Source organism: Arthrobacter sp. CAL618 (assembly GCF_000468215.1).
Classification (GTDB): Bacteria; Actinomycetota; Actinomycetes; order Actinomycetales; family Micrococcaceae; genus Arthrobacter_D.
This window is the reverse complement of record NZ_ASZW01000274.1, coordinates 1-14,105: the sequence shown is the minus strand read 5'-3', so window position 1 is coordinate 14,105 and position 14,105 is coordinate 1. Positions and strand designations below refer to the sequence as shown.

Below are 14,105 nucleotides of genomic sequence, written 5' to 3'. Positions count from 1 at the left end.
GCCGGCCCGCCGTCACCGCCGCTAGTAGCGGTCCGGTTCCTCCCCAAATTCGAAGTAGCGACCGTGGACACTCGTAGGAACCACCTCAACGTAGGTGTACTTTCGGGTCGGAATCCAGGGTTTGAGCGGTAGCTGATCCACCTTGTCGACCTCTGACTGGGCGTCGATCACGCGGGCCACTCCTTTAACGACAACGCTTCGCGCCTCGCCTGCGTCAATCTCGTCCACCTCAAAAGCCACCCGGTTGTTCACCGTCAACTCAGCCAGCTTGGTCCCGGGATTGGTCCTGAAGAGAAGCCTTCTCTCGTGGGCAAGAAAATTGATCGGATAGATGTCAGGATCGCCCATGACGCTGACCGCCAGGCGACCATGTTGGTTTCTTTGCAGGACGGTCCACGACTCCTCTGCAGAGAGGGTGGATCCTGGGCGCTCGTCACTTTCCATCGTCATGCTCCTTGATAGGTCGAGTGGGTTCGTCCTGAGGCACAACCAGGACTGGGCAATGGGCGTGTGCGGCGCAGGCCTTGCTGACGGATCCCATCGGGTGGTTGAGGAATCCCCCGGATCCCCTGCGCCCCACCACCAGCAGTTGCGCCGTTTGGCTTGCCTCGATCAGGGCTTCCGTTGCCCCGTCGAATTTGACAGACACCGAGAGGTTGTCCGGCCGGGAGGCACCGAAGGCCCTGTCCAAGGCTTCCTCGACCAGCGATTCAACACTTTCGCTCAATTGTGAGGTGAACCGATTGGGTTCGGTTTCAAAGCGTGACGCCGCGCGCTGGTCGGACTTCTTGATGCAGGAAATAACCTCGATGGGTTCATTCATCAGCTTCGCCATTCGCCCAGCTACTAGCAGAGCGCTGGACGAGTATTCCGATCCGTCCACACCAACAACGATTCCACGCGAGTTCGATAGTGAGTTCATGGGGCCAGCCTGCCCTTCGGGTAGCAAACGCACTAGGGCCGAAGGGCATGGGTACGGGTGACCAACTCCCTTACCCAAGTGGTTTATTGGGCTGCCGCACCCGTTTGTAGATCCAGTCTGCAATCAGCATGCCGGGGATGGCCAAAACGGCAACGATCAGTCCCGACGGCGGTGGCGGTGCCTGTCCGAGGACTGCTGCAACAGGGGGTACAAAAAGAAACAGGGCGAGTGCTGCAAGTTCGGCCGCGCCAGCCCACAGCAGCAAGCGGTTACTGAACCACCCCTGTTTCCATGGCGGCACTGTTGCGCTGCGGCAAGCAAAGGAGGTTGCCAGCTGCCCGAAGACGACGGCGGCAAACGCAGCTCCCGATGCGGCAAGCACCAGTTTTTCGTCCCATGGTTCGCCACGGACCCAACCTCCGCCGAAGAGCACGAGGGAGAAGGCTGTCATGCTGATGATCGCTTCGACAGGGCCGAGGATGACGAAGGCTCTGAACATCAAGTTCCGGTCCATGAGGTGGCGCCGCTCCGGGGGCCTGGTCAGGACCCGCCGACCCGGGGGCTCGGCTCCGAGCGCCAGAGCGGGAAACAGGTCAGTTCCAATGTCCAAGGCGAGAATCTGTAGGACACCCAGGGCGAGCGGGAACTGGCCACCGGAAAGTGCCCAAACGACAAACGGTGTGAGCTCGGCGACGTTGTCTGTCAGGTGGTAGGTGAGGAAACGGCGGATATTCGAGTACGTGGCGCGGCCTTGTTCAATCGCTGCGACAATGGTGCCGAAATGATCGTCGAGCAAAACCAGATCGGCCGCCTCTCGAGCTACGTCGGTACCACCCCGGCCCATGGCAACCCCAATATCAGCTTGCTGCAAAGCGGGTCCGTCGTTCACTCCGTCGCCAGTCATGGCCACAACATGACCCCTGGATTGGAGGGCGCGGGCTACACGAAGCTTCTGCTCGGGTGAGACCCGGCTGACCACCATGCCGTCCCGATCCAGGAGTGCACCAAGGATCTGCTCGTCCTCGGGTAGGTCCGCACCCTGAACCACCAGACTGGGGTCATCCGTCAGCCCGATTTCCTTCGCAATTGCCGAGGCTGTGGCTGGATGGTCGCCAGTGATCATCGCTACCTTGATTCCGGCTCTCCGGGCGGCCCTGATTACCTCGGCGACATCCGGGCGAGGGGGATCATGAAGACCGATGAGGCCAAGGACGATTAGATCCCGTTCGATGTTCTCAGTGGGCTGATCCAGCCAGAAGGATCGCGGGCCGGGCAAGTCTCTTCGTGCCACTGCTATCACCCGTAGGCCTCGGGAAGCCATCGCCTCGACCTGCTCCTCGAGCCGCGTGGCGCGATCTGCACAGAGCGGGAGGACAGATTCCGGGGCGCCTTTGACGTAGAGGGTGGGGCCGATTAGGACAGACTCCCGCCGTCGGTGCGCGTCGAAAGCGAGACGTCGGTCTGGCGCCAGGTTGTCAGGTTCATGCTGGAGGAGACGCCGTGCAAGAACATCGATGGCCGCCTCCATCGGATCGCCGTTTGCTACCCACTCCCTTCCCTCCTTGACGACGCGACCCTGGGAGGCAGCGCGTGCCGCCACAGCGACCTCAAGGGCCATGGCTCTCCCCGGGCCATCGACGACGGCATCGGGCTCGTACCCGTCGCCGAGGACACGTACCGGGCCCGACAGGGTGAACACCTCAACGGCATTCATCCGATTTTGGGTTAGTGTTCCGGTCTTGTCCGTGCAAATGAAGGTGGTGGATCCAAGCGTCTCGACTGCTTCCAGGTTGCGAACGAGGGCGTTCCGCGAGGCCATCCGTTGAGCCCCCATCGCCAGTGAGAGCGTGACCGTCGGGAGGAGCCCTTCCGGGATCAGTGCGACGGCGACACCGATTGCAAAAAGGAAGGAGTGCCGCCACTCGATTCCAACCAAAACTGAGACTGCAAAGAAGACGCTTGCGACGGTCAGGGCGATTATCGCAATGACACGGACTATTCGATGCAGCTCCAGGGTCAACGGGGTAGGTGGGGGTTCGGTGGTGTTCGTGAGCGAGGCGATCTCTGCGATTCTTGAGTTCCCTCCGGTAGCAGTGACCACCCCCTCTGCCTGACCATTGACCAGGAAGGTGCCGCCCCATGCTGCCTCTCCAACAACTTTAGACAGCGCATCGCTCTCGCCAGTCAGCATCGATTCGTCAACCGTGCAGGCCGACGCAGAAGTAAAACGAATGTCTGCGGGAAGACGGTCCCCAGCCATCAGAATGACGACGTCACCAGGAACCAGTTCACTGGCGCCGACACTCCGTTGGCGTCCATCACGCCGGACGCTGACTTGCGACGGAAGTAAACCTTGCAGCCGTTCAGCCGCATGTTCGGCCCGCTCCTGCTGGATATGGGCAAACACTCCGTTGACAATGACCACCACAACAATTGCAATGCTGAGCTGGGGCAGGCCAGCTAACCACGCCAGACCTGCAGCCCCCCACAGCATCAGGGCGAAGAAATGAGTCAGCTCACTCAAGAATTTCCGCCACGGGGATGCCTTGCGGGCCGCGGGCAACACATTTGGCCCTACCTCAGCCAGTAGCCTTGAGGCATCCGCGCTGCTAAGACCAGGCTGTGGAAGTTCCGGGAGCACTCCCTGGGCGTCATTCATGGCGGACATGGCCTCTCCATGGCTTATTTCTTACCGCATACTGTCGATCCTTCTGAGCGTGCTGGCCAGTGACTTTTGGCCCGATGTGGTCAGATTTGGCTAGGGAACACCTCCCATGTTCCCGAAGGGACTTAGTGCCCTAGAGGCGTCGCTGGCATGTCACCACAATGGAGCCAAGGCAGTTCAAGTGGAGGTGTTCATGCCATGGGTTCAGCATCGGGCTCCCGGTCAATCGTTCTGGGCGTGCCGTCCAGCGGACCGACGCCTGAAGCCTTCTTCTGGGCAGTTACCCGGGCGGCGCGTCTGCGAAGGCCACTGATCCTGGTACACACGCTGGATGACTATTGGGTCGGTCCGGAGGTCTCCTACTTCGAGGACCTCATGCGTCACGGCCGGGAAGTCCTTGAAGAGGCGGCCACGAAAGCCAACGAACTGGCACCCTCGGTCAAGGTGTCTACCAGACTCCTACTGGGGGATACCGCCAGGGTGTTGTCGGATCTGTCGGAAAATTCCAGTCTGGTGGTTGTGGGGACCCATAAACTCGGACGCGTCGAGAGTGTAATTTTTGGTGCTCTGAGCCTGAATGTGGCCGTGGCAGCCGTATCGCCGGTTGCAGTCATCCCCGAGGCGTCTATGGAAGGACGGTCGGGCGTCGTCGTGGGCGTTGACGGGTCCGCCCATTCCCTCGGCTCGGTTGCCTACGCGGCGCGGGAGGCCGATCGTCTGGGTGAGGACCTGTACGCGGTCTACTCCAGTGAATCACCGAACCTGCGGTTGCGTGGGTCCATTCCACACGATGTGGTGACACGGCGGATCGAGGAGGAACGGGTCAACCTTGCCGAGTCGGTGGCGGGCCTCACCGAACAGTATCCGGATCTGGTGGTGCATCAACATCTGGAGTTGAACGCGTCGCCTGCCAAAGCGCTTGTGACGGCTGCATCGCGGGCGAAGCTCCTGGTAGTGGGTCGGCGTGGCCGCGGAAAGCTCACCCGGCTTCTGCTCGGATCGGTGAGCCGAAGTGTCCTGTGGCATATCGAATGCCCCACGATCGTTACCCCCAACAGGGCGGTGACCGAGGGCCCGTACCGCTAGTCACGGGTGCCCCGACGTGGGTGACAGCCAGGGGCTGGAGGAGTATCTTGAGCCCTATGGAGCCAAATCCCTATCTTCGATTGGTCCATGGGCTCGAGCAGAACGTGGCGCTGGACCGCGCCGTGGACCTGGTGGAACCCTTCGCATCGCAACTGGTGGCCCACGCGCCGATCCGCCGCATGTTTCACGGCGACGCCACAGGCCTGCCGTTGCATCCGGTTCTGACCGATGTTCCGTTCGGCGCTTGGTTCATGGCCGACTTTCTCGACTTCTTCCCGGATGAGGGATCGCGGCGGGCGGCTACCCGGTTGGTTGGGTTGGGTGTTGTATCTGCTGCGCCGACGGCCCTCACCGGGTGGGCCGAGTGGGCCCTTTCCGACCCCGGAACTCGCCGGGTGGGGGTGGTTCATGCGTCCGCCAACGCCGTCGCTGTCCTGATCTTCGCCGGTTCCTGGCTGGCCCGACGGCGAAACCGACACAGCATGGGCATCGGTCTCGCTCGGCTAGGCAGCGTGTTTCTCGTGGTGGGCGGCTTTCTGGGCGGTCACATGAGTACCCGAACCCGTGCCGTCATCACTGACCCAGCTGGGGTGAACAGTTCCCGGGCAGGGAGCCCCGATCAATAACGGTGACTGACTCGGCAGCGCGGACCCGACCCAGATTCCAGCCCAACCAATCGTCAGAGGTCTCAGGTGCGGGCTGGAACGCCACAACGCAGCGGGCAATCTCCCGCGGTAAACCCTCAATGACGGCGGGCGTCGCATCGGCGCCCAGAGTGGCCAGATAGGCGACATCCAACTTGCCGCTTTCCACGTAACGGGCGATGTTCTGCTCGGCCACCCAGGCTGCCGGGTTGGCGACGCCGATAACCAGCAAGAGCGCAGCCCCAGAGGCCAGTGCAGCCCGAGGCAGCCACCAGCCGGATAGCTTTACCCCGGCCACCATCACCAGCACCACCAGCAGACCTAGCCACACCTCGAAAGCGTCCACCAGCACGCGCAGCACCGTGAATCCGTAGGCCTGCTGATAGACGGACATCCGGTTCAGGGCCGACGCGACCACCACGAGCGTCAGAACAGACAGCGAGCCGAGCGTGAGACGCAGCAGCAGCCGGTCCTGAGCTGTCGCTCGAGGGGCTTTCCGGACCGTCAGGCCAATGGTCGCCAGGGTCAACGCCGTCGCAATGGTCAACTGGGTGAAGCCCTGATGCACGTAGTCCGCGTAGCTCAGCCCGGTGGTGTTCCGCACAAACTCATGGCCACCCCACATAGCCGATGCCTGGGCAGTCACGAAGGCAAGAAATACTGCGACGACGACCGCCCACCGGGACCAGCCATTCCCAGGCCCGACGCACTGGCTGCCCAGCAGTCAGCGACACCTTCTCCACGAGAGGCGGGTTGATCGCCAGATAACAGGCGGCGAGGACCACGCCGCCGACCACGAACCAGACGAAGACGCGCAGGACGAGGCTGTCTGCCAGCCGCACATCGGGGAGCACCGTTGACACCCACGAACCGAACACAGCGTCGCCAGAGGCGAAAAGGCCACCAAACACGACCAGCGCGACCAGGGAAATGGCTGCGGTGCGCAACATGGGCCACAGCATCCGGTGGCTGGAAGTCGCGGCCACCGTCCTCCCCAGCAGAGGAAGCCCCCGAATGCCGCTCAGCACCCAGGCCACCCCACCGGCGCAGATGGGCAGCAGGCGCTTCGCATCAGTCACCGATGTAGTGACCAGGAGCCCGGCAGCCAGCACCGCCAGAACTGCCAGCCATTCGGCGTCGCGCAGGATGACCAGGGACCCCAGCCCGAGGCATAAGGTGGCGGCGATACCGGTCCACGGCCGACGGCGGTGCAGGGAAAGCGCCAGAACGAGGACCCCCGAGACCAGCAACACCAGTAGGGTGCCCAGCCCAAGATTGCGCTCCGGGAGGACGACGGCGGCGAGCGCCCCGATGGCCAGCGAGGCGTAGACAGGCAAGGGTGCGGTGGGCAGTCCCTGCTCCGGCCACCACCGGTCAACGCTCGATTGTGACGGCCGGGCGGCTGGTTGGTCGGCTGTCCCCTCGGGATGGGCGGCGGGGTACGGGTAGCCTGCAGCTGTCACGGCGATCTCCTTCGGGTTGGTACTGGCAGGGGGCGATCCGTCGGAAGGGCCGGATGCCGGCGGGGGATGGGGCGTGCGGGGGAGTAGGACGAGCATCCGTGCGCCGGTTGACCCTGGGTCGGGGGGCAGAGCCGCAATTGACCCACCATGCTGTTGGGCAATCCAACTGGCGATGGCAAGGCCCAACCCGGTACCGCCGCTGCTGTCGTCCCCCATGCCGAACCGGGTGAAAACCCGCTGTGCCTGTTCGATGGGTATTCCGGGCCCTTCGTCAGTGACCTCGAGCGACCAGAGGTCCCCCTCCGTGGTGGCGACGCCCAGATGAACCGTCCCATCGGATGGGCTGTGCCGCACCGCATTGTCGAGAAGGTTCGACACCACCTGGGCCAGCCGGGCCGCGTCGGCCGTCACCACCAGATCGGGTGGTTCGACCGACGTCGTCAGCTGAATTGGCCGTCCGCCGAGTGTCGCTTCCCGGCAGGCCTGATCAAGCAAGTCAGCGACCCGTACCGGCGCCAGTTGAAGTTCGGCTGCGCCGCCGTCAACGCGGCTAACGTCGAGAAGATCGGTGACCAGGGCGCTGAGCCGTTCGGATTGGGTGAGGGCCGACTGAAGGATGGCGTCGTTGGGTTTGACGACGCCGTCGACCAGGTTCTCGAGAAGAGCCCGTTGCGCGGCAAGAGGTGTCCGTAGTTCGTGGGACACCGTAGCGATTAGTTGCCTACGCTGCTGCTCGGCGGACGCCAGATCCGCGGCCATCGTGGTGAAGGCCCGGGCCAGGGCGCCGACCTCGTCGGCCGAGGTGGCCACCACCCGCGTCGAGTAGTCACCGGTCGCCATTCGTCCCGCAGCGTCGGTCATTTCCCTCAACGGCGAGGTCATTCCGCGGGCCAGCCATTGTGTCACGCCGAGGGCCGCTGCGAGGGTCGCGGGGAGGGTCAGCCAGCCCGGCACGCCAGCCCGGATGCCGACCTGCAGGACCACCACCGCGGCGATAATGCTCAGGGCCACGAGCAGACCGATTTTGATCTTGATGGAGGCTACACCGTCCAGTGGGCGGCGGGGACGCAGCGGGTCGGGTGTCATGGTCACTGCTCCAGGGCGTAACCGACGCCGTGCACTGTCCGCACGCGCGCTGCACCGACCTTGGCCCGGAGAGACTTCACGTGACTGTCGAGTGTGCGGGTGCCGCGGGCATCGGCCCACCCCCAGACCTCGGTCATCAGGGTTTCCCGGGTCCGGACGGTCCCCGGCTGCTCGGCGAGCATGGCGAGCAGGTCAAACTCCAGCGGGGTGAGGTGAACCTCAACCTGGGCGATTTGGACGCGCCGGGTATCCCGGTGGAGCACCAGTTCGCCGACGGCGAGTTCGGGGACCCGGACCGTCGAGAGCTGAGCGGCGCGGTCGACGCGCCGGAGCAGTGCCCGGACGCGGGCCACTACCTCCCGCATCCGGAACGGTTTGGCCACGTAGTCGTCGGCCCCCACTCCCAGGCCGACCAGCATGTCCGTCTCCTGCACTTTGGCGGTCAGCATCAGCACCGGAATGGGTTTCAGGGCCTGGATGCGACGGCAGACTTCGAGCCCGTCGAACCCGGGCAGCATGACGTCGAGAATGACCAGGTCCGGCTTGTGAGTGGTGTAGGCGTTGATGGCGCCGGGCCCGTCAAACGCACTGACCGCGGCGAAGCCTTCGGCGATCAGCCGGTCGGCGAGCGCCTGATTGATGGTCGGGTCGTCCTCGACGACCAGTACTGTGTGGGTGGTTCCGCGGCCCTGTGTCATGCCTCCGAGCCTACAAGCGGGAATCTGGTCGGGGTGCGGCCGACATGTGGAGAACCTGTGAAGGTGCTGGAAGCCGGGCTGGAGGGCAATTTCCTGACCCCCTACGAGTTGTTCTACACTGTGTAGAAATCAGCTTTTCTACGGATCGTAGAACAACTGGATCGGTGGGCTCACGCCCTAGTTGGTTTAAGGAAGTTGCATGGAAGCCCTGGAGCTTGCCCGTTGGCAATTCGGCATCACTACCGTCTATCACTTTCTGATGGTGCCACTCACCATCGGCCTGGGCTTGCTGGTCGCCACCATGCAAACCATGTGGGTGCGGACCGGGAAAGCGCAGTACCTGCGGATGACCAAGTTCTGGGGAAAGCTGTTTCTGATCAACTTCATCATGGGTGTCGCCACCGGTTTGGTGCAGGAATTCCAGTTCGGTATGGCCTGGAGCGAGTACTCCCGTTTTGTCGGGGACGTGTTTGGTGCGCCGCTGGCGATGGAAGCACTCCTCGCGTTCTTCGTTGAATCGGTCTTCCTCGGGCTATGGATCTTTGGATGGGACCGGCTCCCCAAGAAGATTCATCTGGCCACCATCTGGGGCGCGAGTATCGCCTCGATCATGTCGGCGTATTTCATCCTCGCCGCCAACTCCTGGATGCAGCACCCAGTCGGAGTGGAAATGGTCGACGGCCGCCCGGTCCTGGTGGACATCTGGGCTGTCCTGACCAACAACACCCTGTTGGTCGCCTTCCCCCACACCATCCTCGGAGCCTTCTCCGTGGCCGGCGGGTTCCTGCTGGGGATCAGCTGGTATCACCTGTGGAAGCGACGCCGTGACGGAATCGACACCATCGGCCCAGACGGGAAAGTCCTGGTCGGCAGCGTCGAAAGCACGGGACGGGATGCCGCCGACCACCAGGTCTGGCTCCGTTCCCTCCGGATCGGCGCCGTCGTCGCCGTCGTGTCGTTCGCTGGTGTTGCCGTCACCGGGGACCTGCAAGCCAAACTGATGTTTGAGCAGCAACCAATGAAGATGGCCGCGGCGGAAGCGGCCTGCCACGACGGGACCGGTTTCTCGGTGCTGTCGGTAGGAAACCTCGGCTCACAGGACTGCGATGACATTGTGGCAGTGATCGAGGTTCCGGGCATGCTCTCCTTCATGGCCAACGGCGATCTCACCACCGAGGTCCAGGGGGTCAACTCCCTCGTGCCGCAGTACCAGGACCAGTACGGAACGAACCTGCCGGACGATCCGATGTACGGGGAACGCGCCGGAATGGAAATCGACTACGTCCCGGTGATGGAGGTGACGTACTGGGGCTTCAGAATGATGATCACGTTCGGCGCCGTCGCCGCGCTCGCAGCAGCAGTGGCACTCGTCATAACCCGCCGGGGGACAGTCCCGGAATCAAAACGACTGATGCAGCTCGCCGTTTTCGGGATCCTCGCGCCCTTCGGGGCCAACGCGGCTGGCTGGATCTTCACGGAGATGGGCCGGCAGCCGTTCGTCGTTGCCCCTAACCCCGACCCCAACGGCATTGACAACGTGTTCATGTTTACCGCCGCGGCCGTGTCGCCCGGGGTCTCGGCCGCCGAACTCGCGACGTCGCTCATCGCCTTCACCGTCGTCTACAGCGTATTGCTGGTGGTTGAGGTGAAGTTGCTGGTCCGGTATGTGCGTGGCGGGGTTCCCTCGGCCATGCCTGACCTCATTCCCCAGCACGGCCCCGACGACGACGACTCCACCGGCGGGGACATTCCCCCCTCGAAGAAGGGCGACGGCGATGTGCTGGCCTTCGCCTACTAGACCCGTGTGCCCCGCCGCGAACGCGGCCCTGATCGAACGCCTGGAGATTTGAGATGGAATTCCTTCCCACCCTGTGGTTCGTCATCATCGCGTACCTCTGGACCGGATACCTGCTGCTGGAAGGATTCGATCTCGGCGTCGGCATGCTGATGAAACTGTTCGCCCGCACCGACCGCGACCGCCGGGTTCTCCTTAACACCGTTGGACCGGTCTGGGACGGCAACGAGGTGTGGTTGATTACGGCTGGCGCGGCGACGTTCGCTGCCTTTCCCCTCTGGTATGCGTCGCTCTTCTCCACCCTGTATCTGCCGCTGCTGCTGGTCCTGATGGGGCTGATTTTCCGCGCTGTCGGCTTCGAATACCGGGGGAAAGGCGACACGGAGGCGTGGCGCAACCGGTGGGACTGGGCCATTGCGCTCGGGTCGCTGGTGTCAGCATTCGGGATAGGCGCGGCCCTGGCGCTGACGACGACAGGACTTCCCATCAATGCCAATGGCGACCGGGAAGGGGGAGCCTTCGCCTGGTTCAATGGCTATGCGGTCCTCGGCGGATCGGCCGTCGTCTTGTTCAGCCTGGTCCATGCCCTGGGGTTCCTGGTGCTGAAGACCGACGGCGACATCCGCAACCGGGCCCGGCGGCAGTTCCTCAGGTGGCTGCCACTGGGGCTGCTGCCGATGGCTGGCTGGGCGATCGTGGTGCACGCCACCGGCGGGAAAACCGTCACCTTGCTCACGCTGGTGATCGCAGTGGTTGGCGCTGTCTATGCCTGGTCCATGGCGCGCCGGCGCCGGGACGGATGGAGTTTCGTCGGGATGGCTGTCTTCCTCGCCGCTGGCACCACCACGATCTTTACGGCCGCGTTCCCCGTGGTCCTCCCGTCGACCCTGGACGCCGCGTTTGACCTCACGGTGTCCAACGCTTCATCCTCGGGCTACACGCTCGGCGTGATGAGCGTCGTCGCCCTCGTGGGGTTGCCCGCCGTGCTCGTCTACCAGGGCTGGACCTACTGGGTGTTCCGCAAACGGGTCAGCCGGAGCCAGATCCCCACCGCCCACGCCGTGAGAGCACAGTGAAACCAGCGCTAACCCTGGGTGTGGCCGGTAAACGCGCCCTCTACCTCCTTGGCCTGCTCGCTGCGCTGAAGGCCGCTGGCCTGGTCCTCATCGCCCAGGCCGTGGCTTCCGGTATCGCTTCCCTTGCCGTTTCGTCTACCGCGGTATCCGCTACCGCCGTTTCCCCCACTGCAGACTGGTCGTCCGTCCTCGTCCTGGGTATCTCCGGGGCGCTCCTCCGGGCGTTGGCCACCTGGTGGCAGGAAGCCGTTGCGCAGCGTGCCGCGACCGGTGCCAAGGAGGAGCTGCGAACCGCGATCACCACCCGCGTGATGAACGACGGCGGGACGTCGGCCGATGCCGGGACCGGCGCGCTGAGCATCCTGGTCACCCGGGGGCTCGACGGTCTGGACAACTACTACACCAAGTACCTGCCCGCGCTCGTCACTTGTGCTGTGGTTCCGCTGTTGGTCGGTGCACGTATCCTCGCCGCCGACTGGCTCAGCGCCGTCGTGATCGTGGTGACCGTGCCGTTGATCCCCGTCTTCATGATCCTGATTGGCCTGCACACCCAGGACAAGGTCCAGGAGGCGTCGGCGTCGCTGAACCGGCTCTCCGACCACCTCCTCGAACTGTCCCGCGGACTGCCGGTTCTCGTCGGCCTGGGCCGGGCGGGCAGCCAGACCAGGGCACTCCGGGACGTCGCCGGGCAATACCGGACCAAAACCATTGAAACGCTGAAGGTTGCGTTTCTGTCCTCCCTTGCCCTCGAACTGATCGCCACCATCTCAGTGGCACTGGTCGCGGTGGTCATCGGGGTCCGGCTCATCGGCGGCGATCTCAGTCTCGAAATTGGCCTGCTGGCGCTGATCCTTGCCCCCGAGTGCTACCAACCGCTCCGCGACCTCGGCGCAGCACACCACGCGAGCGAGGAAGGCCTCGACGCGCTTGAGCGGTCCCGCCGGATCACCGACGCCCCACGGAGCCGCGTCCTGCTACCCGGCGCCGTCGCCGTCGCGGACAGCCCAGCGATCACCGTCAGCGGCCTCACGATTGGGTACGGCGGGCGGGACGGAACCGTGGTTGACGGCCTGACCTTCACGCTGCCCCGTGGAACGATTAGCGTGCTCACCGGCCCCAGCGGCGCTGGAAAGACCTCGGTGCTTCAGGTTCTGGCAGGGCTCCGCGGAGACGGGGCGGGGACCCGCGTTGCCGGCACCATCACGGGGGTACACCGGCAAGAGATTGCCTGGATCCCGCAGCATCCGGTCCTGGTGGCAGAAACGGTCGCTGACGAAATCGGTCTCTACTCCGGTCTGGACAGCGCCGCTGAGCGGAGGGAAGCAGCGGCGCGGGCACTGAACCAGGTGGACGCCACGGGATTACTTGACGCTCGCACCGGCGACCTGAGCCCAGGCGAGCTGCGTCGGGTCGCGGTGGCGCGAGCACTGGCACGAATCGCTCACTCCGACATCGCCCTGCTCCTGGCCGATGAGCCAACAGCCCACCTGGACGCACAGGGCGCCCGATCCGTGGAGGCAGCACTGGCACGTCTGCGGGGGCGCACGACGATCCTGCTCGTAGCGCATAACCCCGAGACGGCGTCCCTGGCCGACCAGACGATTGGCGTGTCCGGTGGTTCCGCTGCCGGGCACGACGGCGGTGCCAGGTTAGCCGCGAACACTGGGAACACTGGGAACACTGGGAACACCGCGAACGCTGACTCCGCGCTGCAGCCTGACGGACTGAGCGTGCCTTCCGGTGTGGGCAAGGATGTGCCGGTGTCGGCGGGACGGGTCTCCCTGACGCGCAGCGTAGCGATGGTGCAACCGTGGCGACGCCGGTTTGTGTCCGCGTTGCTCTTCGGTGCGGGCGCAACCCTGTTCGCCGTCGCGCTGACGGCGGTCTCCGGCTGGATGATCGTGAGAGCTTCTGAACAGATCCCCATCCTGTATTTGCTGACGGCGATTGTCGGAGTGCGCTTCTTCGGGATCGGCCGATCCGTATTGCGGTACTGCGAGCGCCTTCGCCTCCACGATGCGGTCTTCGAGAGCACCGACAGGTTGCGGTTGCGGTTGTGGAACGGGTTGCTGGAGCGCCCGGCAGCGTGGCGGAAACTGGCCCGCGGGGGCAAAGTCCTCGAACAGCTGGTCGGTGACGTCGATGAGCTACGCGACCTCACGCCGCGAGCCGTGTTTGCCCCGCTGGTCGGCGTCCTCACGGCAGTTGCCGCGTCCGTCACCACCGCTGTGGTGCTTCCTGCCGGCCTGCCGTCGCAACTGGTGCTGGTGACGATGTGTCTGGTGGTGTCCCCGTTGCTCGTCCTCGCCGCGGACCGCTCAGCGCGTCGGGCGGCGGTTGGTCTCAAAGCCGAAATTCTCGACATCACGGCCCGGATGCTGGCAGCCGCGCCGGATCTCAGCGCCAACTCGGCGGCCGGGGTACTGCGGTCGGATCTTCGTGCTCTGGAGGCCGAGCTGTCCGCAAAGCTGGACCGTAGCGCCTGGGCGCAGGGATTAGCCAACGCCCTCACCGTCTTGACCTGTTCGCTGGGTTCCCTGGCCATGTTGAGCTCAGCTGACGGTGTGAACCCGGCCGCCGCCGCCGTCGTCATCCTGATGCAGCTCGCCCTGATTGAACCCTTCATCGCCGTCAACACTGCCATTCACCACCTCGGAGCGTGGCGGGCGG

General features: G+C 64.3%; 11 protein-coding genes. 5 read left to right on the top strand and 6 right to left on the bottom strand.

The annotated features are described in order from the left end of the window. Positions 1 to 21 precede the first annotated feature (21 nt). The 3 genes from K728_RS22445 to K728_RS22455 all read right to left on the bottom strand — a co-directional run bounded on the left by K728_RS22445 (position 22) and on the right by K728_RS22455 (position 3,590). Positions 22 to 450 carry a pyridoxamine 5'-phosphate oxidase family protein gene (locus K728_RS22445; RefSeq protein WP_443110900.1) on the bottom strand — a complete coding sequence of 143 codons (429 nt, stop codon included), beginning with the start codon at positions 448 to 450 and terminating at the stop codon, positions 22 to 24. Beyond that, positions 434 to 922 (bottom strand): universal stress protein, encoded by a 489-nt coding sequence (locus K728_RS22450; protein ID WP_024475570.1) that lies wholly within the window; start codon positions 920 to 922, stop codon positions 434 to 436. The genes K728_RS22445 and K728_RS22450 overlap by 17 nt, the downstream gene beginning before the upstream one ends. A gap of 70 nt (positions 923 to 992) precedes the next feature. Further along, positions 993 to 3,590 (bottom strand): cation-translocating P-type ATPase, encoded by a 2,598-nt coding sequence (locus K728_RS22455; RefSeq protein ID WP_024475571.1) that lies wholly within the window; start codon positions 3,588 to 3,590, stop codon positions 993 to 995. A 195-nt stretch (positions 3,591 to 3,785) separates the two neighbouring features. On the opposite strand from K728_RS22455, the gene K728_RS22460 reads away from it, so the two are divergent. Both K728_RS22460 and K728_RS22465 read left to right on the top strand, forming a co-directional pair. Further along, the gene (locus K728_RS22460; protein ID WP_024475572.1) at positions 3,786 to 4,673 is read left to right on the top strand and encodes a universal stress protein; all 888 of its coding nucleotides are present in this window, start codon (positions 3,786 to 3,788) and stop codon (positions 4,671 to 4,673) included. A gap of 56 nt (positions 4,674 to 4,729) precedes the next feature. Then, on the top strand, positions 4,730 to 5,299 hold the full coding sequence (locus K728_RS22465; protein ID WP_035746695.1) for a DUF2231 domain-containing protein: 570 nt from the start codon (positions 4,730 to 4,732) through the stop codon (positions 5,297 to 5,299). Here the strand turns inward: K728_RS22465 and K728_RS22470 are convergent. Genes K728_RS22470 through K728_RS22480 form a run of 3 tightly spaced genes read right to left on the bottom strand, consistent with a single transcriptional unit; the run spans position 5,247 to position 8,564 of the window. After that, the gene (locus K728_RS22470; RefSeq protein WP_443111009.1) at positions 5,247 to 5,942 is read right to left on the bottom strand and encodes a DUF4153 domain-containing protein; all 696 of its coding nucleotides are present in this window, start codon (positions 5,940 to 5,942) and stop codon (positions 5,247 to 5,249) included. The genes K728_RS22465 and K728_RS22470 overlap by 53 nt on opposite strands. Further along, on the bottom strand, positions 5,926 to 7,866 hold the full coding sequence (locus tag K728_RS22475) for an ATP-binding protein (RefSeq protein ID WP_237742068.1): 1,941 nt from the start codon (positions 7,864 to 7,866) through the stop codon (positions 5,926 to 5,928). Before K728_RS22475 ends, K728_RS22470 begins: the two co-directional genes overlap by 17 nt. Positions 7,867 to 7,868: 2 nt before the next feature. Further along, positions 7,869 to 8,564 carry a response regulator transcription factor gene (locus K728_RS22480; RefSeq protein ID WP_024475574.1) on the bottom strand — a complete coding sequence of 232 codons (696 nt, stop codon included), beginning with the start codon at positions 8,562 to 8,564 and terminating at the stop codon, positions 7,869 to 7,871. 199 nt (positions 8,565 to 8,763) lie between these two features. Here K728_RS22480 and K728_RS22485 point away from each other — a divergent pair, with 199 nt between their 5' ends. From K728_RS22485 to cydD, 3 genes are all read left to right on the top strand, one after another. Beyond that, the gene (locus K728_RS22485) at positions 8,764 to 10,362 is read left to right on the top strand and encodes a cytochrome ubiquinol oxidase subunit I (protein ID WP_019481424.1); all 1,599 of its coding nucleotides are present in this window, start codon (positions 8,764 to 8,766) and stop codon (positions 10,360 to 10,362) included. A gap of 53 nt (positions 10,363 to 10,415) precedes the next feature. Then, on the top strand, positions 10,416 to 11,435 hold the full coding sequence (gene cydB / locus K728_RS22490; protein ID WP_024475575.1) for a cytochrome d ubiquinol oxidase subunit II: 1,020 nt from the start codon (positions 10,416 to 10,418) through the stop codon (positions 11,433 to 11,435). Further along, the coding region (cydD, locus tag K728_RS22495) for a thiol reductant ABC exporter subunit CydD (protein ID WP_024475576.1) at positions 11,432 to 14,105 on the top strand (2,674 nt) is incomplete at its 3' end. The genes cydB and cydD, both read left to right, overlap by 4 nt.